The sequence below is a fragment of the Sphingobacterium puteale genome, from assembly GCF_050986225.1.
Taxonomy (GTDB): Bacteria; Bacteroidota; Bacteroidia; order Sphingobacteriales; family Sphingobacteriaceae; genus Sphingobacterium; species Sphingobacterium puteale.
The window spans coordinates 1645915-1667576 of the sequence record NZ_CP158959.1 but is presented as its reverse complement, the minus strand read 5'-3'; the positions used below and the strand labels follow the sequence as shown (position 1 = coordinate 1667576).

Below are 21662 nucleotides of genomic sequence, written 5' to 3'. Positions count from 1 at the left end.
AACAATGAAAAACGAACAGTTTGTTAAGATTAACCTCTCGGGGGGTGCAATCTCTCCAGGAGAACTTACCAACCTATTGAGCCCGCTGGAAGAAGCGGGTATAACAGAGGTTAAATTCGGTAGTAGGCAGCAAATGTATTTTCGGATAAATGATGTACAACTTGAAGAATTGGAGTACACATTGCTCAATCAGGAGTTTGCTTATGAAATTTGCCAGGAGGTATATCCAAATATTGTAAGTTCTTATGTCTCAGACGGGCTTTTCAATCAAAGTTCGTGGATACGTGAAGGGGTATATAAAGATGTGCTGGATAGTTTTGATTTCAACCCAAGGTTAAAGGTGAATATTGTGGATTCTACTCAATCTCTTGTACCCTACTATACTGGAAATCTAAATTTCATCACTTCCGAACTTAGTAATTATTGGCATCTACAGCTTCGATTTCCCAAAAGCACGTTATTTCATTCTTGGTCAACTTTAGTAAATACTGACGATATTGCAGGACTCAGTCAATTTTTGGAACCGATGATGATTGAAACAATGGTTACAACAGCAGATGAAGGACAACAACTTGGTCAAAAATTGGAGGGATTAGCCGCTGCATCTGGAAAATTTCTTTTTCAGCCCATAGGGCAACCCTTTTCGGAAACCACATTTAAACTTCCTTATTATGAAGGATTTAACACTTATCAAGATAGACTTTGGTTGGGGGTATATCGGCGCTCTGAAACTTTCCCAATCATTTTTCTGCGCGATATATGTGCCCTCTGTATGCAACACAGGATTGGCCAACTCTATACTACACCATGGAAGTCAATCATTATCAAAGATATTCAAGTTAACACAAGACCATCCTGGGACGTCGTATTGGATCGACATCGGATTAACTTGCGTCATGCCCTCAATGAGCTCAATTGGATGACGGAAGATTTTGATCCCACAGCATTAGCCCTTAAGCAGGAATTGGTGCACCATCTGAACTGGTTGGACATTCGTACTTATAAACTGTGTTTTGGAATTAAAATGCATCCCAAGAGCGGGATTTGGGGCTCGGTAATTTTGCGTTTCATTGACTCCAGCGATAATAAATCTTGGTTCCAAGTTGAACATACGCACGATTTTAACCCCAATTCAAGAGACTTTGTCACTTACCGTAAACGCGTGGAGCGCGGAGAACTCACAGGTGTAATTTTGGCGCTGTGTGAAGATTTCTATCAGCTTCAAGGTCGAGAAGCAGTTCGAGAATTTTCTAATATCTCTATTCCGGCTACCACGGAAAAATCTGACCTGATTAGTATTACCTATCAATGTCCAGCCTGTCAGACAATCTACGACCCCATTTGGGGGGATAGTACACAGGGTATCGCCGCAGGGACCTCATTTGAAGATCTGCCTGCGACATATTGCTGTAGTATTTGTGAAAGCGAAAAGTTTACTTTCAGCAAATTGATAAAATAGCCAGTAAAGGCACATCGTCTTCCTGACGACCGTTTCACATCGCCGATCAGTCAATACACTGTAAACTTTAAAAAATGCTGCAACGGATTTCATGCCGTCAAGTTTAACAAAATCATCAACTGCCTCGTTGATGGAAGCGTTTCAAATTTGCGGTAAAATATGTATCTTCAATAAGATTGATCCATTAAAAACAATGATGATAATTCCTAATGATAATAGAACACATCCTTTAAATGGCCTGGTGCTTATCGGCGGCAGAAGTCAACGCATGGGGAGTCCAAAAGAAAAGATCAAATGGCACGGTAAAGAACAAGTATATTATTTAGCCGATTTATTACGGAATTACTGTAAAGACGTTTACATTTCTTGTCGTCCAGAACAGTTAGATGAAATAGCCGTCGGTAAAAAGATGGCGTCAAACTACGCGTGGCTTCCCGATCGTTATAAAGATATAGGTCCTATGGGCGGTATTTTGACCGCTTTTGAATTTCAGTCAGAGCAAGCATGGCTTGTCGTCGCTTGTGATTTACCCATACTGGGACCAGAAGCAGTCGATTACTTAATCCAAAAACGTGACCCTCGAAGGATTGCCACTGCATTTATAAGCTCAAAGGACAATTTGCCTGAGCCATTGTTTGCGATTTGGGAACCCTATAGTCTGCCTATAATCCAGCAGATGTTTGCGCAAAATAGATTATCTCCACGCCAGGTTCTGATAGAATATTATGCATTATGCGTTCAAGCACCTGATCTGCAAACCCTTACCAACGTTAATACACCTACTGAAGCCAAAATTGCAGAGGCAATGATAACAAAGAAAAGTCAAAGCAGCTGAAGTGCCTCGCAATAAGCATTTCGTCTACCTTTTTGTATCTCTCAGAATTTTGTTTTTCAATTTTGATCTTCACATATTTAGACGCCGGCATATTGCTTTTTTTTACTACATTGCTGACTGACGCAAATACATTGGCCTCCGGAAAATACGTCGCTGTATTGTCGACATGCTCAGCATTTGAGACTCGGATTCGGAAAGTTGTCACTCTGATCCTCCATGGTATTGTCGATGCAAACAAAATCCTTTTCGACGAGTATTTTAACCGGTCCTGACTGACCTTCGAAACCTATTCTTTCTGTGTCCACCAATTCCTTTATCATATTGGTAGGTAATCCGATCACAATTTCATTTTCAACAAAAGAGGCAATGAGTTCTGCAGTATCCGTTTGCACAATACGATATACAAAGGGCTGATTGATAAATTCGGTTCGACAGTCAACCTCACCAGTATTGCCAAGTTTATCGATTTCAGACATCGTCAATCGCAGTCTAACGGAATTATCCTTAATCCTTATTTTCATTTTTATATTTTTTGTTCAAATTCTTTTTTTTAAATACTTAGATCAATTGGCAAGGTGTAGATCCGCTTCCCTGTTGCCGCATAAATCGCATTACAGAGTGCCGGTGTAAATGGCGGTACAGGAGGCTCTCCTACTCCGGTCGGTTTTGCGTCGCTATCGATAATATCCACATGGATCTGTTTTGGGGAATCAGGCATTCGAATGATCTGATAACCGTCAAAATTACCCTGCTCTACCTGACCATCTTTTACCGTGATCGTGCTTTTGAGTGCCAGACTTGCCGAAAATTGCGCACCACCTTCAAATTGCGATTTGATACGGTCCACATTGACGGCTTGCCCACAGTCGACCACATAGTAAACATTGGGAATACTGATTTTTTTGTTCTGATCCACATTTACCTCCACCACGCAGGCAACGTAGGTTAGGAAGCTTTTATGTGCCGCAAAGCCAAGTGCACTCCCTGCCGGCATGGATTTACCCCATCCAGAAAGCTTAGCTACCTGCTCGATCACCTTTTTCATGCGTGCTGTATCCCAAGGGTAATCTTCGATCTTTTCACCATAATTGGGATAGCTTGTCTTGATCAGTTCCTGCTCAAAAGTAATGTGGCGGTCTTCACCGAGTAGCTCCAGGGCATTCGAAACAGCATCCATACCTCTTGCTTCAGCAATTTCGTCGAGCATTGTCGCAGCGGCAAAAACCTGTGGAATATTGCGCACAGATCTCAACCAGCCAATCCGCAGATGGGCTTTTGCATCATGCGTGGCAATATTGATCGCCGGAACATTGTAAGGGAAATCCGAGGCTCCCAACATTAATTCACCATCACTGGGTTGTACCACAGATAGATCCTCAGTTGCAGAGATAGACGGATTAGCAATATGATGGGCCCAGCCACTTAGTTTATTTTGGCTGTCGATGGTGGCGACAATACGCTGTACACTCATGGCGTGGTAGTAATCATGACGAATATCATCCTCACGTGTCCACTGCACCTTGATCGGCAGACCAGATTCTTTGGCCAATATGGCTGCCTCCAGGATAAAGTCAGGTTTTGACTTTCTGCCAAATCCGCCCCCGAGGAGGGTTACGTTCATTTTCACCTTGTCCACTGCTATCCCCAGTTCGGTGGCTACCGCATCACGTGCTCCCTGCGGATTCTGTGTACAGGCCCACACTTCGCAGCTTCCGTTTTTCACGACAGCCAAAGCACAGGGCGGTTCAATGGTTGCATGCGCCAGGTAAGGTGCAATATAAGTGTGTTCAATAATTTTTTTTGCATTCGCTTTTGCGGCGTTGAAATCGCCGCGTTTACGACGGAGTGTTCCCGCCTGCGCCACCACCTGCTTAAGTTCTTCGATCTGCTTGGCTGAATCGTAGCCGGCATTGGGCCCCATTTCCCATTCCACCTCCAGCAAGTCCCTGGCTTTTATAGCAGCCCAGGTATTTTCGGCGATGACAGCTACCCCAGCCAATGGTTTGGATAAGGTGACTGGCAATCCGGCACCCTTAATCGTAATTACCTTGAGAACGCCCGGAACGGCCAGGGCTTTACTGTCGTTTACGGATTTTACTTTACCGCCTACCACCGGGCATCGCTTAATGACCGCAATTTTCATCCCTTCGACAACTGCGTCAATTCCAAACACGGCTTTTCCAGTAACAATATTGTGCAAATCAATGATCGGTGTTTCTTTGCCGATCATATTGAACTGCTGCCTGTCTTTTAGTTTCACTTCGCTGGCTTTTGGGATAGGGAGAGTTTTTGCAGTTTCTACCAAATCTCCAAAATCCTTTTTCTTGCCAGATTCCCGTTGGATAACCTGTCCATTTTTGGTATCCAATTGGTCTACGTCAACGTTCCATTCTTTGGCTGCAGCACGGAGAAGGAGTAGTCGCGCTATAGCACCGGCTTCCCGCAAGGGTTTATAAAACATCCGCACAGAAAAGGAACCGTCTGTGTTTTGGTTACCATATTTTTTCTCATCCCCTTCAGCCTGGATGATTTCCACCTTAGTCCAGTCGGCCCCCAATTCATCGGCAATAACAAGAGGAAGAGAGGTGCGGATACCTTGCCCCATCTCTGAACGATGTGCGACAATGGTGACTTTATTATCTGAACCAATCGTTAAATACACATTTGGAGCCACAGTAGCCACTTTTTTTCCTTTGTCATCACAACTAAAGAAGCTTACACCCAGAACCAAGCCACCAGTAAGCAAGCCGCTGGCTTTTAAAAAGTCGCGTCTAGAAACAGAAAAAATCTCCGAATCGACCTGATCGGTTTTTCTTTTTTGAAAAGGAGCTAATATTTTCATCTTGTTTATATTTTTGATAATACCTAGCCGTTTGTCACGGGTGTACCGGCTGCTTCTAAAATGGCTGCTTTAATCCTATTATATGTACCGCAGCGACAGAGATTGCCTTGCATAGCTTGCTCGATCTCGGCAACCGAAGGTTTCGCATTTTTCTTCAAAAGAGCTGCCGCATTCATGATCTGTCCGGTTTGACAATAGCCGCATTGAGGTACGACATATTTTTCCCAGGCTTCCTGAACAGGGTGATCACCCTCCTCTGAAAGCCCTTCGATTGTTGTAATTTTACCCTCACCGATCGCAGAGACCGGAAATGAACAGGATCGGATTGCAGTATCGTTGAGATGTACGGTACAGGCACCACATAGTGATTTTCCACAACCAAACTTGGTCCCTTTAAGACCAATGATATCACGGAGTACCCAAAGCAAGGGCATATCCTCAAGCACATCAACTTCGTGCTTTTTGCCATTTACTAAAATTGAATATTTTGCCATAATCGTTGTTTTTTCTTGTTTATGTAAGCGATATTTATCGGTTCAAATGAGATAAGCTTTCCCACTTATACGCTAGCATTCAGTTTTTTCTGTGGTACAAAATCGTTAATTAAATTAATCAAATAATTATACATTTCACGGATGTTTTTACCATTATTACAGTTTTGGTGTTTTTTAACGTGTAATTCATTAAATTTGATAAACGGCATTGTATCATATTGCTGTCGATTTAATCATTGTATCCGCGTTCCACTGTCTTGCCCGTATTTGCATGAAAGAGATTAAAGACATTGTTTTAGCTGCAGATGTAGCTGCTTCCGAAAATATCAGGATGGTGCTTGCCACTGTGGTTAAGGTTGAAGGTTCCTCCTATCGAAGACCAGGGGCCCGCATGCTTGTAACAGAAGACGGTCAAATGACGGGAGCCATCAGCGGCGGATGCCTTGAAGGAGATGCCCTAAAAAAAGCCCTCTTAGCTATCCATCAACAGAAAAATCGACTCGTCAGTTATGATACAAATACGGAGGAGGGTTCGTCGATCGGGTTACAACTGGGATGCAACGGTATAGTTCATATCCTTTTTGAATATGTAAACCTACAACGAACGGATCATCCCATCGCGTTGCTGCAACGCTTGCTTCAACAGCGTGAAGAAGGCTTGTTGATTACGTTCTTTTCTACGGACAGACAAGGAGAACAAAAAGGAACCCGCTTACTTATTAAAGATCTGAAGGAGCAGGCTTTTGCCCTAGATGCTCACTATTCACCACTGAACGAGCATATCCAATTTGCCAAAAGAGAACGAAAATCGGTTCTCACTTCCTTTCAGGAGAAAGGGAAAAACAACGAAGTGCTCATTGAATACCTCGTTCCTACCGTGCACTTGGTTATTGCCGGTGCTGGTAATGATGCAAAACCTGTCGTAGAGATAGCACATGTACTCGGTTGGGAAACTACGGTCATTGATGGACGTGCCAGCCATGTCAATGCCTCACGCTTTCCAAAAGCCACTAAGCTTCTTGTATCTCCGGCACATGAGATCGCGACCAGTCTAAGCATAGACCCATGGACTGTTTTTGTGTTAATGACACATAACTATGCTTACGATCTCACACTCCTTAAAGATTTGATGTACACGTCGACACCTTATATTGGCTCATTGGGCCCGAAGATCAAATTACTACGTATGTTCGACGATATGCAAGAGGCTGGTATGACCATTACCGAAAGTCAACGAAGCATTATCTACGGCCCAGTAGGACTCGATATCGGAGCTGAAACTTCGGAAGAGATCGCTATAGCAATCGTAGCAGAGATCAAGGCTGTGTTGAATAATAGGCCAGCAACTTCATTAAAGTTCCTCAAAACGAAAATACATACTGAATACCCCACAATAATTTAGAAGACATGACGCTGACGGATACATTTGGACGGATACACAACTACCTGCGCATATCGCTTACCGATAATTGCAACCTCCGTTGTTTCTATTGCATGCCGGAGGAAGAGTATAGCTTTACACCGAATAACAAATTGATGCAGGTGGACGAAATTGAGCAATTGGCCCGATTGTTTGTCGATCAAGGAATCAGCAAAATCCGCCTTACAGGGGGTGAACCTTTGGTTCGCAAGGATGCAGCCAATATTATAGCGCGTTTGTCCAAACTTCCGGTTGAACTTCATATGACGACCAACGGAATCCGTATCAACGACATGTTGCCTGAGCTTGTGGACGCAAAATTCAAAAGTATCAACATCAGCCTGGACACCTTGCAACCCGGAAGATTTTTTCAGATCACACGAAGGGATTATTTTGACCGCGTACGTGCCAATATAGACCTTCTGCTCGAACATGGAATCCATACCAAGATCAATATGGTGGTCATGAAAGGCATCAATGACGATGAGATCTTAGATTTTGTTGCATGGACAGCGAGGAAGCCAATAGAAATCCGTTTTATCGAATTTATGCCATTCAGTGGGAACAAATGGAGCAGCAACCAGGTGTATACACAGGCCGATATTCTAGCGACTATTCAGCGGAGCTATCCCATAGAACCGATCCCTACAGGTCCACACGATACCGCTAAAGCATTTTCGATTGCCGGACATGTTGGACGTATCGCTATTATAAGTACAATGACGGCCCCTTTTTGTGCAGGATGTAACCGGATACGGCTTACAGCGGATGGGAAACTTAAAAATTGCCTATTCTCTTCAAGTGAAACCGATCTATTGAAAGCATTACGGGCCGGCGATGACGTGCTTCCATTGATCCAAGCTACCATTAGTGCCAAAGCAAAGGAATTAGGGGGACAATTAACAACAGATTTTGAACATATAGACACCGATTTTCTCAAGAATCGGAGTATGATAACGATTGGTGGATGATAAAGCAAACAGGTATAGTCATATTGGCGGCCGGAAATTCTTCGCGGCTCGGCCTCCCGAAGCAGCTGCTCGAATTTGAAGGTGAGACTTTATTGCGGCGTATCAGTAGGGAAGCGCTGGCGATACCCGATGCCAGGGTATCTGTCGTGATAGGTGCTTACCCCAACCCCATCAACTCGGCGTTAAAGGACAGTAACGTCGCTGTAGTAATCAATCCGCATTGGGCAACCGGAATGTCTACCTCTATTGGTATAGGCTTAAGGGATCTGCTAAAACATCATCCCAATCTGGACCGTTGTATAATCAGTCTATGCGATCAACCTTTCGTTGACCGACATGTCTTTCAGCAGCTTATTCAATTGGCCGATAGTACCGATAAAGGTATTGTAGCAACCGGTTTTTCAGGAATATGGGGCGCTCCCGTACTTTTTGACAGAAAATACTTTAAGCATCTGATGTGTCTGGAGGGACAACAGGGGGCCAAAAAGGTAGCCGAGCAATTTCCTGACGATCGGGTTGTATTTTCTTATGAGGACGCAAAGTATGATATCGATACGCTAGACGATTATTTCAATCTCCCCCATCAGTTTATCAGTGTTCAGCAGGCCAAAGATATTATCCATCATCATCTGCCTGCGCCAAAACAGATACGGTTCCCCCTCGACGAAGCTTTAGGCTATACCTTGGCCCAAACCGTTGTTGCAAAGCAGTCAATTCCTGCTTTTCCGCAGTCATCGATGGATGGCTATGCCATTCGATATTGCGACAAAGAGCGGGAACTTCCTGTCGTGGACAAAATTCCTGCAGGCACCACGGTCGAAAAAATATTGACAGAAGGACAGGCGATGCGCATTTATACTGGAGCCCCTCTGCCTCGAGGTGCAGATACGGTAGTGATGCAGGAAAAAGTAGATTTGAGCGATACAAATACAATCCAGATTCGCGATGAAGCGCTCCAATTGGGGGACAATGTGCGTCCCAAAGGGTCAGAAGTGCAGGCTGATAGCATCGCCATGCTCCCAGGAACATCATTGACTCCGGCTGCTATTGGCTATCTCGCAGGCATTGGATGCAGGGATGTTCTTGTTACTGCGCCACCACGGATACAGCTTATTCTCACCGGAGACGAACTGAAACCTATTGGTACGACACTAGGATATGGAGAAGTTTATGAGTCTAACTCCTATCAGCTAAAAGCCGCCCTGCGGCAGCAAGGCATACTGCATGTCGAGAGTCGGCATGTGCCGGATGACAGAAACCTACTCCGTTCAGCTTTGGAGAATGCATTGGATACAGCTGATATTGTTCTTTTAGTTGGTGGTGTCAGCGTAGGCGATTATGACTATGTCGTAGATGTGGCTAAGGCCTGCGGTATTAAACAGCGTTTTCATCGTATCCGACAAAAACCGGGGAAACCCCTCTTTTTTGGCACTCGAAATGAAAAGTTGGTGTTTGGGCTCCCCGGCAATCCGTCCTCTGCCCTAACCTGTTTTTACCTCTACGTCGCTCCTGCATTAGAGCATATCATGCAACTTCCAGAGCGAACACGCTCCATCAAAACCTATACAACACATGCTTATAGTAAAAAGCCCGGTTTAACTCATTTCCTTAAGGCACGATACGATGGACATGCTGTTGAACCATTACACGAGCAAGAATCTTATCGCCTCCAATCCTACGCACAGGCCAATTGCCTGCTGATTCTCGAAGAGGATAGCAATGGTTGTGCCGCTGGCGATGAAGTTTTTATCCATCTTTTAACCTAATCGAGCCATGCAATTTGAGCTTTTTTATTTTTTCCTTTTTATTCTGGCTTTTCTTTACGCATCGGTTGGGCACGGTGGTGCAAGTGGTTATCTGGCATTGATGGCACTCTATGGAATTGCACCACAGGAAATGAAACCTACAGCACTGGTGCTTAACCTCTTTGTTTCTTTAACATCCTTTATACAGTACTATAGGGGTCATTATTTCAAACGAAATTTGTTTTTGATGGTCGCCGTCACCTCTGTTCCCATGGCATTTATAGGCGGTATGATTGCCTTGGAAGATCATTTGTACAAGAGATTGCTGGGGCTACTGCTTCTCTTTCCGATTTTTCGTTTTTTCTTTTTCAGAAGTCCAGCCGAAGATGAGCTCAAACCTTATAATAGTTTTGGCGCCTTGGCAATCGGTGGGGCTGTCGGGTTGTTGTCAGGCATGATCGGTATTGGCGGTGGAATTATCCTCTCCCCTTTTCTGATCCTGCTTAAATGGACAGATCAAAAACAAACTGCGGCTATCAGTGCTGCATTTATTTTCGTAAATTCATTGTCGGGACTTGGGGGTATGCTGACAAAAGGTGTATCGTTCAATGCCCATATGTGGGCGTATATTGCGGTTGCATTCCTTGGGGGCCTGTTAGGGGCTTATCTCGGATCAAAAAAACTAAAACAGGATGCTTTAAAATACGTGCTTGCCACAGTTCTGTTTGTTGCAGCCTATAAATTGTTGTTTACCTCGGCGTAATAAATTTGAAAAACAATATGGCTCTCTCCGAATTGGATAAAATAAGCATAGTTAACACGTCTTTCGATTGTAGGATGAGCAAAGAAGAATGAAAAAAGGCGAAACTTTGAAAAAAATGAATTAAAATATGAAAGTCCAAGTAAAGACCTTTGGCTCCTTGACAGATATATTGGCAAAGGAGTTTTATATAACAGCCAATGATACGACAGAATTATTGGCAACATTATCGCACGACCATGCTGAATTGGCACAGCGTAGCCTATTGATAGCCGTGAACAATACCATTGTTAAGACACCAGTGACATTTCAGGAAAATGATATCGTTGCCTTAATGCCACCCTATTCTGGAGGATAAGCAATGCGGAAGGAACGGTATTCGAGGCATTATGTCCTCCCCGGTTTTGGTGAATTAGGCCAACAAAAGCTGCAAGCTGCCCGCGTACTGGTCGTTGGCGCTGGCGGGCTTGGCTGCCCTGTACTACAATATCTGGCAGCAGCAGGGGTTGGAACACTTGGTATCATAGACCATGATCATGTCGGGTTGAGCAACCTGCACCGCCAGGTTCTGTATGATACCAACGACATCGGCCGAGCTAAAGCTGAGGTAGCAGCGAATAAGCTCAAGCAGCAGAATCCTGATATTGAGATCCATTACTGGGTGGAACAATTGCATTCGAACAATGTCGCAGATTTGATCCGTTCGTACGACCTCATCATGGATTGTACAGATAATTTTGCTGCACGATACCTGCTTTGCGATGCTTGCCGTTTATTGGATAAACCCTTGGTTTTTGCTGCGATCTACCAATATGAAGGACAAATAGCTACATTCAATGTAGCCGACAAAGAAGGGATAAAGACAAATTATCGGCATTTGTTCCCGACACCTCCCACGTCCTTGGAAGCTCCCGATTGTAATGTAGCGGGGGTATTGGGTGTATTGGCCGGTATGATCGGAATATTACAAGCAACCGAAGCCATCAAGCTATTAACCGGCATCGGTAGCGCCTTGATTAATAAATTAATGACGGTCAATATGCTTGACAATAGCAGTTATATCTTTGAAATCCCCTTAACGGCATACGCAGAAACCATTTGCCCACAAACGCTAGCAGAGTTGAGTACCTTTAATTATGAGCAATACTGTGCTTCGGAGAGCCGATTTATACAGGCCATAGATGCAAAAGAGTTTGTTGAAATGTGGTCCACAGGGGATGTTGTCCTTGTCGATGTGCGTGATCCAAATGAACTTCCGCGTCTGTCATATCCACATCTATCCATTCCGCTTTCAACTTTACCCGCGCAAATCAAAAATATAGATAATACACGCGTTGTTTTTATCTGTCAAAGCGGAAAACGGAGCCTGTTGGCTGCCCAGTACTTTTACGAGCAGACAGATGCCGGACAACAAATATTCCATCTGGACGGCGGCATGGTCGCCTTAGAAAACTATATAAATGACTAAACAAAAAAACGACATATTTTTTCAAGGACCAATTCCGGCCACTTTGGTTGCGGAAGCGATCTCAAAGCACCATAATAAACCTGAAATTGGTGCACATAGCATCTTCCTCGGACAGATTAGGGCTGATAAGATTGATGGAAAGATCGTAAAATCTATCGATTATACGACAAACCGGGAACTGGCCTTCCTTAAAATGGCGGAAATTCGCGAAGCAATATTTGATAAGTATCCATTATCCTGTATGCATGTTTATCATAGTGAGGGTGAAGTATGGGTTGGCGAAATTTGCTTCTTTGTATTCACATCGTCAGTACATAGGCGTGCAGCGATGGATGCTTGTGACGAACTTGTTGAACGCATAAAAAAAGAAATGCCCATCTGGGGTAAAGAACTATTTGAAGACGATACGCATCAATGGAAAATTAATAGATAATATGGTTGATATTACACATAAAAGTGCGACTTTGAGGAAAGCAATAGCAATGGCCACAGTACTTGTCTCTTCTGAGAATACCGTCAGGCTTATTGAACAGCGACAGGTTCCGAAAGGCGACATATTTGAATTTGCACGTGCCTCTGCATTACTCGCGATCAAGAAAACTGGCGATATGATCCCTGATTGTCACCCTTTGCCAGTAGAATATGCTGCGATCCGATATACCGTAGCGGGCTTACAAATTCATATTGAAGTTGAAGTACATACGATCTATAAAACTGGTGTGGAGGTTGAAGCCATGCACGGCGCCTCTGTTGCAGCGCTCGTTATTTATGATATGCTAAAGCCCATAGACAAACAGGTGGAAATAGGTGGTATCCGATTACTTGAGAAAAAAGGTGGTAAGAGCAATGAATCCTTGCCTTGGATCGCAGCGCTTAAAGCTGCCGTCGTAGTTTGTAGCGATTCGGTAACCCGAGGAGAAAAAGAAGATATCTCAGGCAAGCTTCTGTGCGATCTTTTGGAACAGCAAGGCTTACACGATATTGCCTATGCGGTAATTGCTGACGAAACGACCGCGGTACAAGAACGTCTGGAACACTATGGGCAAGCTGGTATAGATCTTCTGATATTCACGGGAGGCACAGGACTCTCGGATCGAGATATTACGCCAGATGCTGTTGCGCCATATATTACCAAAGATATTCCCGGAATTATGGAAACGGCAAGACAATACGGACAGCAGCGTGTTAAAACGGCTATGTTGTCCAGAGGTATTTCTGGATTTGCCGATCGCATGTTGGTACTTACCCTGCCCGGATCACCGAATGGTGTACGTGAAAGTATAAGCGCATTATTTCCACAGGTGCTGCATGTCTTTCAAGTGAGGGCAAACGTTGGACATTAAGTCCTCAGCTTTTCGACAAGCTGTTTGATCCGCATAATGGTCTGGCTGATTTCCACTTCACGCGTAAATCGGCCCAGACTAAATCGAATGGATGATAAGGCATCCAAATCTGACAAACCCATAGCCTTGAGCACATGTGAAGGCCTTGAGGTCACCGCAGAACAGGCCGAACCACTGGATACCGAAATTGTTCCTAATCGGGTAATCAGCTGGTCTGACAGTACACCTTTAAAGCAGATGTTTGTCGTGTTGAATAACCGATGGGACGTACTTCCATTTATGAATGTATCTGGAATAGCGAGGAGTTCGTTCTCGAGGTGATCTCGGAGCTGTTTTATATGGAGTTGATCTGCTTCTAAGTCTTCCAGCGCAATTCGCAAAGCTGCTGCCATCCCAATGATGCCGGTTGTATTGACAGTTCCGCTACGCCAGCCTTGTTGCTGTCCGCCCCCATGGATTTGAGGTATCACGTGCTCTTGAACTTGACTGGCAATATACAGCCCCCCTATCCCTTTAGGTCCGTAAAATTTGTGTGCTGAAAAAGCCATAAAATCCACATCCAGATGCTGAAGACTTATATGCATTTTTCCAACTGCCTGTGTTGCATCACATAAAACAAGTGCATGGCTTTGATGCGCTATTTCACTGATCTGTTTTATGGGTAAGATAATACCCGTTTCATTATTCACGAGCATGGTACAAATCAACAGCGTATCTTCGCGAATACTTTCCTTAAGCAATCTGAGATCGAGCATGCCTTGAGGATCTACCTTTAGAAAGGAAACTTCAAATCCCGATCGCTCCATAAAAGCGCAGCTTTCCAAAACAGCTTTGTGTTCTGTGGAAATGCTGATGATATGTTTCCTGGACGAAAACTGGAGTCCTTTTAGGACCAAGTTAATTGATTCTGTGGCACCCGAAGTGAAAATGATATTCTTGGGCTGCGTACCCAGTCTATCAGCGATGTCTTCGCTCGCCTGGTCCATAGCATCCTGTATGGTTAAACTAAATAGATGTGAACCACTTGGATTGGCATATCCCGTCCTAAAAAATGGAAGCATTTCATTCAAAACACGCTCATCTACCGGGGTAGTCGCATTGTAGTCTAGATAGATAAATTTTGAGTTTATATTGTCCATTTAATTATCCTATAGTATCTTTCTATCAAAACTTTTTCATTCTCATTTTCAACAGCTATTTTAGTGCGTTTTAACCTTCAATAAACGCCTCAAGATAAAAAAGCAAGAACAAACATAACCATCTGAATGATAAATACTTAATCATATTCTTTTGGTCCTAATAGATTTAGTAATTCCTATCGTGCCGATATTCTAGTCTATCTAAAGACTTCATCTTTCCTTTTTTGTCTCTATGGAAAAAAATAATCATTTTTCGTCTAAATAACAAAACTCGCCTATCTTCCCACACAACAGGCCACACACATGAATGTTGTTTGATTGCTTTTAACATATTTATATGGTCAGGTTGCTGCAGCCCCACGGATTCAAGTCCCGTGATCTGGCCATTTCCAAGAACAATAAATTGGACCATCATGGAATCCAAGTGCGTTGTTCCCTTTAGTTTGCCATTAAACAGCCCCATAATGGTCGATAGTTTTTTCAAATAGACCTCCTCTCCCCCTAAAGGTCTAGGTTCTTCTTTCGCACGATGGTAAATTTTCTTGCCTATCGTATCAAAATCAGCTAAATAACAAGGCGCATCAGGATCAAAAACACGAGGTTCATTGAAAACCAAATACGTATGCTGTGGCGAACGCCAACCTTTTTCTGTAAAATAGCTGAACGGATACCCCTGATCTACTAAATTTACAAAATAGCGTTCGCCTTCGGCAAAACGAACTCGGTCGACCTTAATCTGCCCAAGCCCCCTGGGATCAACATAATACAACTTGAAATTATGATGAATGGTAACACCGGGATTCAACTGATTAAGATATTTACCATGCCAGTGTACGATGACCTGCTCCATAGGTAATCCCGTATATCTCCGGATAAGTTCAGGTAGGGCAATACGGTCAGCAAAAAAGTCTTCATCGGTATCTACATGTATAGAGCCTTTATAGCGTATACCATCAATCAAAGTATCTTGTGCTGACCGTCGGATCTGTTTATAGTATTCCGCCTTTGATGAGCGAATCGTATAGGGATTGACCTGTACGTTGTTGATAAAATACGCCGGATCTTCAGCGTATTTATCAGAAGGTGAAGGCGGATACCAAGGGGTATGAAAATAAACAACACCTTGATATTTACTTTTTGCTGTAGTGGAATATGGAAATGACCTATCCAATACCGCTCCCGGATAATTGACCAGATCTTCATGCTTGATGATTTCACCATTCAGGATAAACTTATAATTTTCAAACTGACCATAGTTCTTTGGAAATAATGCAGAACTACCCTGCACGTTTTTATTTACTTGGGATAATGTCCTAGATGTTATTAACACCAAAAGAAACATGAATAGATAATAACTAGCATTCGTTATCTGCATACATTTTAATTGAGGTTATTGATATCGATATACAATACGATCCAGTGATAAAATATTCCCCTTAGGATCCATGCTATAGAAAATTTTCATTTTCACCCAAGAATATACCGGACGGCTGCCTTGTATTGCAGGTAACCACATACAAGCATTTTTTTTGATCGCCGTTAGTATATCTCCATGACAGGATCTTTCAATACTTAAGTTTTTAAGTCTTGAAATCATCCCACTTTTAAGTACAGCAAACTCAACCTTGATTGAATCCGAGATAGCTGTATGATCTTTCTTTGAGGATAGCCCCATTGTCGCTGAGAGTTTTTTCAAGTAGTCTTTACCCCCCTTATAGGGCTGCGCAAGAATTTCAGTATGGTTAAAAATCGAATAACCTCCATCATCAAAATCAGGCAAATAACATGGGTATAATGTATCTACGGTTAAAGGATTGCTAAAAATTAAACTTGCCTTGGCATTGCCCCATTTATAGGCATTATCGACGACATGAACAACATATCGTTCACCTTCCGCAAAACGGACACGATCGATCTCTACAGCGCGAACCCCTAAATTTGTGTTATGATCTATTTTGGCGATACTGAATGAATGAATCGGAAAATGGCTGTCAATAATAGTACCGATATCGTCTTCATAGGTGTAACGGTATCTTGTGCCTCGCCAATGCACGATGACCTTTCCGAGTGGTAAATGGGTATATCCTTCAATCAGGTCCGCCAAGGAAATGCGATCCGCAAAAGCATCTTCATCCGTATCGACCTGAATACAGCCTTTATATAATTTACCATCTATTGTCGTGTCACGTATGGTCTTCGAGATTTTATTAAAAGCCTCGACTTTCAACAAACGAATATGATAAGAGCTCACCTGTCTGCCATTGACAAAATAGGCTGGATCATTAGCATAACGGACAGCCGGAGCATAGTATTCTTTATTATGGAAATATACAGCTCCTTTGTAAGAGCGCCCTTCCAGCTGAATAGGGTAAGGAAATACATTATTTAATTTCGTCCCGGGATAATTCATCAAAGAATCCTGTTCAATAACATTTCCATTCAGTACAAACGCATAGTTTTCAAACTGACCATATTTTGCCGGAAACAGACTGGCACTGTCTGGATCGGTGGAATAGATGGCCTGTGCAGACGCGCGAACCGCGAATAATAGAAAAAAAATAATTAATAAAAGCTGATAAGCAAAAAGTTTTAATCCCGATTTATTCGCTTTTAAAACGTATAAATCATCCCTTTCCCGATAATCGAAATAAACTCTAAATTGCTCATTCGTAATAGATCCTTCTAAATCCAGATCTCTTTTCGGAGATTCCAACAATTCATTGTTCATGGCCAGAATGATTAGTCTTCAAAATGTTTATACAATAAGGTTTTTTATGACAATTAACAAAAGGTTATTCGACCTCCTTTTTATCAACTAAAATAGTTAATATTTACTAAAGGTTCTGCTTTTTCAATAGTAATAATGTCATTGCTGTCCTATTCGAAACCATAACAAAGCCAAAGTCACAGCCTTGGATCACCGGATCTATGTTATTTTCCAGGTTATCTTTCCATGGATCGCCGGAATTGGAGTATTCATTAACCTTTTTGGACAATATGGCTATAGAATTTGCGATCCGAATGGATCTGCGTCTAATAGCCCCAAAAAAAACAAAAACTTCATGTACAGAAATTAAAAAAAACAAACCCTATAATGGAATGGATTTTGGCATAGTGGATAGAAAAGATACTAGAAATGAAAAAGACAATTCTGGAAAATTAGCTTTCTTCCAGTATCTTTCACGCAAGACCAGTTAGCGGATATCCTAACATATTTCAGAATTGAGTCAATAAAGAGGAACGAGCAGGTGCTATTGCAAATCGTTTTTTTAATGCTGCCAAAGTGTTTATTTTCGCAACGATGAGATACCTCCCGCAGCTCGCTATATAGCTTTTGAGCAGACACTTTAACCGCTATTGTGAGCTTTATCTCAAAACAACCGTTACAGCATTCATGAATTCCAATATCTAATTAATTCATAAAATGAGAAGTGAAAAAGTTACCACGCTGTCGTTATTCCCCCCTGAAATTGTCGTATATATAGACTAAGATGAATGCAGCTGTGTCGATATATTTGTAATATACAATTTAATAAATCAAGAATATGAAAAGAATAACGCTATTGTGGTTTACAACTACCATCTTTCTTGGACTTTTAGTGTCCTGCGTGCACACGCCTATGAAACAAGCACAGGAATTAAGTCAAAAAGATTCATTGAGTGGAAAAGCTCTCCCGGCGTCGGCAACCGGATATGCAGATGTCAATGGGCTGAAAATGTACTACGAAGTTTATGGTAAGGGTAAACCTTTGGTGCTACTGCACGGTTCCTATATGACGATTCCATTAAATTGGTCAAATATAATTCCGTATTTCGCCGACCGGAAGGTTATTGTCGCCGAAATGCAGGGGCATGGTCGCACGAGGGATATCTCACGCAAAATCAGCTACGAAAGTATGGCAGACGATGTCTCTTGGTTGTTAAAACATCTGAAAATTGACAGTGCTGACATCCTAGGTTACAGCATGGGTGGTGGAATTGCCTATCAGCTAGCAATAAGACATCCTGATCAGGTTCGCCGCCTCATTGTTCTATCAGGGAGCTATAGGCATGATGGCTGGTGGCCGGATGTAGAGAAAATGTATTCCACTATAAATGCCGATATGTTCAAGGGATCTCCGATTGAGAAACAATACGACAGTCTCGGCAATGATCCCAAACACTTTCCGGAATTTGTAAAAAAGGTAATCCAGATTGATCTCGAACCTTATGACTGGTCTAAAGAAGTAAAAGCGATAAAAGCGCCGTTATTTCAAATTATCGGCGACGCCGATGGAATACGGTATGAGCATGCACTGGAATTATATACAGCATTGGGAGGTGGTAAAATGGGCGATATACATGGGCTACCAAAGTCCAGACTAGCGATTGTGCCCGGTACAACACATATTGGCATAATGTATAGAATGGATTGGCTTACGCCTATGATCAATGACTTTTTGGATTCAGATCTAAATACAGCCCCACCCACTTTTTAAATGCAAACACCATTGTCCATCTACTCAACAAATAAATCTTCCAAGATTGACATGATCGCAATACTAAACGTTTTGGCCAACTATCCGCCGCTTGTTCAATTTCTTTTCCTATGCCAAGTTGACCAAAAAACAAATCGTTTAAATTTGTAAGACTGTAAATGATCAAAATTCAGATAGAATGTATAGAAGAACCTCAATTGTTTAAGGATATTAAAAAATCGACGGAAGATGCCTGACATAAATTTAAACAGCCGGGGGTAGTCGATTTTTCAGGTCCTAAGAAAATAAAAAAATAACCATAATGAAAAAGCTATGCAAAAGATAATTCCAAACCTCTGGTTTGACAACAACGCACAGGAAGCCGCCGAATATTATCTGTCGGTTTTCAAAGATGGTAAGATCATCAATATTACTTATTACCCGAATTCAGAAACCGAAGGACTGGCCGATTTCCAGAAGGATTTCGCGGGAAAAGTACTTACCGTTGAATTTGAGATTCTGGGAATGCGTTTCATCGGGATCAATGCCGGACCGGTATTCAAATTTAACGAAGCTATTTCGCTGATGATCCCCTGCAAAGACCAGACTGAAATAGACTACTATTGGGAAGCACTTACGTCGGGTGGGGGACAAGAGAGCGTCTGTGGCTGGCTGAAAGACAGATACGGATTAAGCTGGCAGGTTTCTCCTGAAAATTGGGCGGAACTCAACAAAAGACCCGGTGCATTCAAAAAAATGATGGGAATGAAAAAGATCATTATTGCTGATTTCTAAAAACAAGGTAACGAAAAAGTCCATGTACTAGCACTATAAACTTGAAAAAAAAGCTTATGTGCCGGTACATTGGGCTTAGTTATACAATAAGCGATGTTCAAATATCGAAAATCCGATAGTCGAGACATCTAAGGCAGCATTGGACAGAATAACAATTGCTTTTTGGGATTTATCATCAAATGCAACAAAAGACCTAAATCCGCCTGTACCTCCAGAATGATGAAATATCCTCCTGTTTCCAGCTTTTTTAATACGCCAGCCCAACGCCATACTTTGATCGTTGTCCACAAAAGTTACCTGATGAGTCAAGTGAATGGCTTTTGTCAGTTGATTCTCGAAACCTAACTGTGCCTTCATAAAAGTAATCATGTCATCCAGTGTCGATCTAATGGCCCCAGATCCCGCTAAAGATCCCAAGTGCCAATACGACGTTGGCCTTCCTTTTTCATTATATCCTTGTACGGCACCGGCATCTTTTAATGATGTATTTTTCATTCCAAGCGGCAAGCAAATATTATCAATGACCAATTGTTCAAAACTTTTATTATTATAGCGTTCTAATGCTACACCTAATACACCTGCGCCTAAATTTGAATAAGAAAATTTAATTCCCGTTTGAGACAAAGCTTTATATTTTTTCAAAAAATGGAAGAGTGAATCAACCGTGTAATGACTATATGGATCAGCCAGAATGACATTGGTCGTAAAAATATTCTCCGGGAGCCGAGGAAATCCCGCGGTATGATTGGATAGTTGCACAAGTGAAACCGGATGACCACGCCATGCTAAACGAGGAAGAGAATCTGGCAGATATTTACTGACCGGATCGTCCAATTGCATATTGCCACCAACTACTTCTTTTGCCAATAAAAGTGAGGTGAAAATTTTTGTAACCGAACCAATCTCAAAAATACTTTTAGAAGCGTGCGGGAGTTGATAGCTTGCCTTAGCGATAGTCCCATAACTATATTTTCTTTGCTGCTTTCCATTAATTACCGCTAACATAATACCTGCGGTAGCACCCTTTTGAATATACGGTCTGACGAATTTTTCCACCAGTAAATCTATGGAGTCTTTTAATGGATTATTGCTCTCGACCATGAAATTCTTATCTTGTACGACAAATGGTATTTCTTTGAAATTCATCCTTAGGACCTGCTTTTCATTATTGAGCAGAACAGAAAATAATTGGTCAGAGTTTTCGAACTTAATGGTATAATTGTATCCGCTGATAGTCGAATCAACAAAAGAAAACTGCTCCATTGTGCCCACATTTGCCACAAACTTCTTCATCCCCAGTGAAAACTTTTCTTTTGAGATTTTAGCCTGATAGATGGCAGATGATCGCCCGTAGATCTCACCCGATTTTTTTTCATTGAGAAGCCCTTGGAACTCTTGCATAAAAGAATCGTAATCGGAACGAGTAACTTGAGCAGGCAAGAACTTAACTGAAAACAGAAACAAAACAAGGAGAACGTAGAACTTATAATTTAGTTTAATTTTCATTTTATTACTAAATCAACTCGTTCGCCAAAAACACAAAAAACTTATAATGAATCAATTACACATACGATATATTTAGAGCATGTTCAAAATCGAACAACGTATGTTCATTTATGAACATGCTAAGAAGCTATTTGGATAAAGTCAACCTCCAGCTGGTCACTGCACATTCGTCACCTTTTCATTTTAACTTTTCACGGGGAGATGTTCAGGCCTGAAAACGGCAAAATCCATATCGTTGCAATTCTTATCGGTTGGGCCGTGCAATATATTGGCCTTACATTGACTCGCCTGATCATCCTGTTTTTAGGAATATTCAGGCCATTGCGAACTATATTGGATAAAAAGAAATAGATTTTTTGATGAAAGCGCTCCAGCAGGTACAGGAGAATGATAGGTTATCGATCTCCTCCTCTATCGTAAAGGTTAAA

19 protein-coding genes are annotated in these 21662 nt (G+C 42.2%); 12 read left to right on the top strand and 7 right to left on the bottom strand.

Features of this window, described 5'->3' with window-relative positions; translation table 11 throughout:
* The first annotated feature begins 4 nt into the window (after positions 1-4).
* Together ABTV71_RS06940 and ABTV71_RS06935 are read left to right on the top strand one after the other, a co-directional pair.
* Positions 5-1459, top strand: coding sequence for a rubredoxin (locus ABTV71_RS06940; RefSeq protein WP_433902637.1), 1455 nt, complete (start codon positions 5-7; stop codon positions 1457-1459).
* A 130-nt stretch (positions 1460-1589) separates the two neighbouring features.
* Positions 1590-2294 carry an NTP transferase domain-containing protein gene (locus tag ABTV71_RS06935; RefSeq protein WP_433902636.1) on the top strand — a complete coding sequence of 235 codons (705 nt, stop codon included), beginning with the start codon at positions 1590-1592 and terminating at the stop codon, positions 2292-2294.
* 170 nt (positions 2295-2464) lie between these two features.
* Here the strand turns inward: ABTV71_RS06935 and ABTV71_RS06930 are convergent, their stop codons facing one another.
* The 3 genes from ABTV71_RS06930 to ABTV71_RS06920 are packed head-to-tail and all read right to left on the bottom strand — an operon-like array spanning position 2465 to position 5630.
* A complete protein-coding gene (locus ABTV71_RS06930; RefSeq protein WP_433902635.1) occupies positions 2465-2815 on the bottom strand; it encodes a DUF7009 family protein in 351 nt (116 codons plus the stop codon).
* Positions 2816-2844: 29 nt separating this feature from the next.
* On the bottom strand, positions 2845-5136 hold the full coding sequence (locus ABTV71_RS06925) for a molybdopterin cofactor-binding domain-containing protein (RefSeq protein WP_433902634.1): 2292 nt from the start codon (positions 5134-5136) through the stop codon (positions 2845-2847).
* Between the two features lie 23 nt (positions 5137-5159).
* Positions 5160-5630, bottom strand: a complete 471-nt coding sequence (locus ABTV71_RS06920) for a (2Fe-2S)-binding protein (RefSeq protein WP_121125757.1) — start codon at positions 5628-5630, stop codon at positions 5160-5162.
* Between the two features lie 271 nt (positions 5631-5901).
* Between ABTV71_RS06920 and ABTV71_RS06915 the strand changes: the two genes are divergently transcribed.
* The 8 genes from ABTV71_RS06915 (at position 5902) to moaCB (ending at position 13337) form a co-directional block, all read left to right on the top strand.
* The gene (locus tag ABTV71_RS06915; protein ID WP_433902633.1) at positions 5902-7032 is read left to right on the top strand and encodes an XdhC family protein; all 1131 of its coding nucleotides are present in this window, start codon (positions 5902-5904) and stop codon (positions 7030-7032) included.
* A gap of 5 nt (positions 7033-7037) precedes the next feature.
* The gene (moaA, locus tag ABTV71_RS06910; RefSeq protein ID WP_433902632.1) at positions 7038-8021 is read left to right on the top strand and encodes a GTP 3',8-cyclase MoaA; all 984 of its coding nucleotides are present in this window, start codon (positions 7038-7040) and stop codon (positions 8019-8021) included.
* A complete protein-coding gene (locus ABTV71_RS06905) occupies positions 8018-9787 on the top strand; it encodes an NTP transferase domain-containing protein (RefSeq protein ID WP_433902631.1) in 1770 nt (589 codons plus the stop codon). Before moaA ends, ABTV71_RS06905 begins: the two co-directional genes overlap by 4 nt.
* Positions 9788-9794: 7 nt before the next feature.
* The gene (locus tag ABTV71_RS06900) at positions 9795-10529 is read left to right on the top strand and encodes a sulfite exporter TauE/SafE family protein (protein ID WP_433902630.1); all 735 of its coding nucleotides are present in this window, start codon (positions 9795-9797) and stop codon (positions 10527-10529) included.
* A 127-nt stretch (positions 10530-10656) separates the two neighbouring features.
* Positions 10657-10884, top strand: a complete 228-nt coding sequence (locus ABTV71_RS06895) for a MoaD/ThiS family protein (RefSeq protein ID WP_121125762.1) — start codon at positions 10657-10659, stop codon at positions 10882-10884.
* A gap of 3 nt (positions 10885-10887) precedes the next feature.
* Positions 10888-11994, top strand: coding sequence for a ThiF family adenylyltransferase (locus tag ABTV71_RS06890; protein ID WP_433902629.1), 1107 nt, complete (start codon positions 10888-10890; stop codon positions 11992-11994).
* Positions 11987-12427, top strand: coding sequence for a molybdenum cofactor biosynthesis protein MoaE (locus ABTV71_RS06885; protein WP_433902628.1), 441 nt, complete (start codon positions 11987-11989; stop codon positions 12425-12427). Before ABTV71_RS06890 ends, ABTV71_RS06885 begins: the two co-directional genes overlap by 8 nt.
* Before the next feature lies 1 nt (position 12428).
* Positions 12429-13337, top strand: a complete 909-nt coding sequence (gene moaCB, locus ABTV71_RS06880) for a bifunctional molybdenum cofactor biosynthesis protein MoaC/MoaB (protein ID WP_121125765.1) — start codon at positions 12429-12431, stop codon at positions 13335-13337.
* Here moaCB and ABTV71_RS06875 read toward each other — a convergent pair.
* The 3 genes from ABTV71_RS06875 to ABTV71_RS06865 all read right to left on the bottom strand — a co-directional run bounded on the left by ABTV71_RS06875 (position 13334) and on the right by ABTV71_RS06865 (position 17204).
* Complete coding sequence (locus ABTV71_RS06875; protein WP_433902627.1) at positions 13334-14476, bottom strand: cysteine desulfurase family protein; 1143 nt, start codon at positions 14474-14476, stop codon at positions 13334-13336. The genes moaCB and ABTV71_RS06875 overlap by 4 nt on opposite strands.
* Positions 14477-14642: 166 nt before the next feature.
* Complete coding sequence (locus tag ABTV71_RS06870; protein ID WP_433902626.1) at positions 14643-15851, bottom strand: hypothetical protein; 1209 nt, start codon at positions 15849-15851, stop codon at positions 14643-14645.
* A gap of 15 nt (positions 15852-15866) precedes the next feature.
* Positions 15867-17204 carry a hypothetical protein gene (locus ABTV71_RS06865; protein WP_433902625.1) on the bottom strand — a complete coding sequence of 446 codons (1338 nt, stop codon included), beginning with the start codon at positions 17202-17204 and terminating at the stop codon, positions 15867-15869.
* A gap of 817 nt (positions 17205-18021) precedes the next feature.
* Here ABTV71_RS06865 and ABTV71_RS06860 point away from each other — a divergent pair.
* Together ABTV71_RS06860 and ABTV71_RS06855 are read left to right on the top strand one after the other, a co-directional pair.
* A complete protein-coding gene (locus tag ABTV71_RS06860; RefSeq protein WP_433902624.1) occupies positions 18022-18954 on the top strand; it encodes an alpha/beta fold hydrolase in 933 nt (310 codons plus the stop codon).
* Positions 18955-19266: 312 nt separating this feature from the next.
* Positions 19267-19728 carry a VOC family protein gene (locus tag ABTV71_RS06855; protein WP_121125769.1) on the top strand — a complete coding sequence of 154 codons (462 nt, stop codon included), beginning with the start codon at positions 19267-19269 and terminating at the stop codon, positions 19726-19728.
* Positions 19729-19803: 75 nt separating this feature from the next.
* Here ABTV71_RS06855 and ABTV71_RS06850 read toward each other — a convergent pair whose 3' ends face one another.
* Complete coding sequence (locus ABTV71_RS06850) at positions 19804-21234, bottom strand: serine hydrolase (RefSeq protein WP_433902623.1); 1431 nt, start codon at positions 21232-21234, stop codon at positions 19804-19806.
* Positions 21235-21662: the final 428 nt, after the last annotated feature.

Coding starts and splice junctions, on each gene's coding strand:
- ABTV71_RS06865 (WP_433902625.1), bottom strand. CDS start 17,204: ATGAACAATGAATTGTTGGAATCTCCGAAAAGAGATCTGGATTTAGAA.
- ABTV71_RS06870 (WP_433902626.1), bottom strand. CDS start 15,851: ATGCAGATAACGAATGCTAGTTATTATCTATTCATGTTTCTTTTGGTG.
- ABTV71_RS06860 (WP_433902624.1), top strand. CDS start 18,022: ATGAAAAGAATAACGCTATTGTGGTTTACAACTACCATCTTTCTTGGA.
- ABTV71_RS06900 (WP_433902630.1), top strand. CDS start 9,795: ATGCAATTTGAGCTTTTTTATTTTTTCCTTTTTATTCTGGCTTTTCTT.
- ABTV71_RS06905 (WP_433902631.1), top strand. CDS start 8,018: ATGATAAAGCAAACAGGTATAGTCATATTGGCGGCCGGAAATTCTTCG.
- ABTV71_RS06890 (WP_433902629.1), top strand. CDS start 10,888: ATGCGGAAGGAACGGTATTCGAGGCATTATGTCCTCCCCGGTTTTGGT.
- ABTV71_RS06930 (WP_433902635.1), bottom strand. CDS start 2,815: ATGAAAATAAGGATTAAGGATAATTCCGTTAGACTGCGATTGACGATG.
- ABTV71_RS06915 (WP_433902633.1), top strand. CDS start 5,902: ATGAAAGAGATTAAAGACATTGTTTTAGCTGCAGATGTAGCTGCTTCC.
- ABTV71_RS06855 (WP_121125769.1), top strand. CDS start 19,267: ATGCAAAAGATAATTCCAAACCTCTGGTTTGACAACAACGCACAGGAA.
- ABTV71_RS06940 (WP_433902637.1), top strand. CDS start 5: ATGAAAAACGAACAGTTTGTTAAGATTAACCTCTCGGGGGGTGCAATC.
- ABTV71_RS06935 (WP_433902636.1), top strand. CDS start 1,590: ATGGAAGCGTTTCAAATTTGCGGTAAAATATGTATCTTCAATAAGATT.
- ABTV71_RS06875 (WP_433902627.1), bottom strand. CDS start 14,476: ATGGACAATATAAACTCAAAATTTATCTATCTAGACTACAATGCGACT.
- ABTV71_RS06920 (WP_121125757.1), bottom strand. CDS start 5,630: ATGGCAAAATATTCAATTTTAGTAAATGGCAAAAAGCACGAAGTTGAT.
- moaCB (WP_121125765.1), top strand. CDS start 12,429: ATGGTTGATATTACACATAAAAGTGCGACTTTGAGGAAAGCAATAGCA.
- ABTV71_RS06925 (WP_433902634.1), bottom strand. CDS start 5,136: ATGAAAATATTAGCTCCTTTTCAAAAAAGAAAAACCGATCAGGTCGAT.
- ABTV71_RS06885 (WP_433902628.1), top strand. CDS start 11,987: ATGACTAAACAAAAAAACGACATATTTTTTCAAGGACCAATTCCGGCC.
- moaA (WP_433902632.1), top strand. CDS start 7,038: ATGACGCTGACGGATACATTTGGACGGATACACAACTACCTGCGCATA.
- ABTV71_RS06850 (WP_433902623.1), bottom strand. CDS start 21,234: ATGAAAATTAAACTAAATTATAAGTTCTACGTTCTCCTTGTTTTGTTT.
- ABTV71_RS06895 (WP_121125762.1), top strand. CDS start 10,657: ATGAAAGTCCAAGTAAAGACCTTTGGCTCCTTGACAGATATATTGGCA.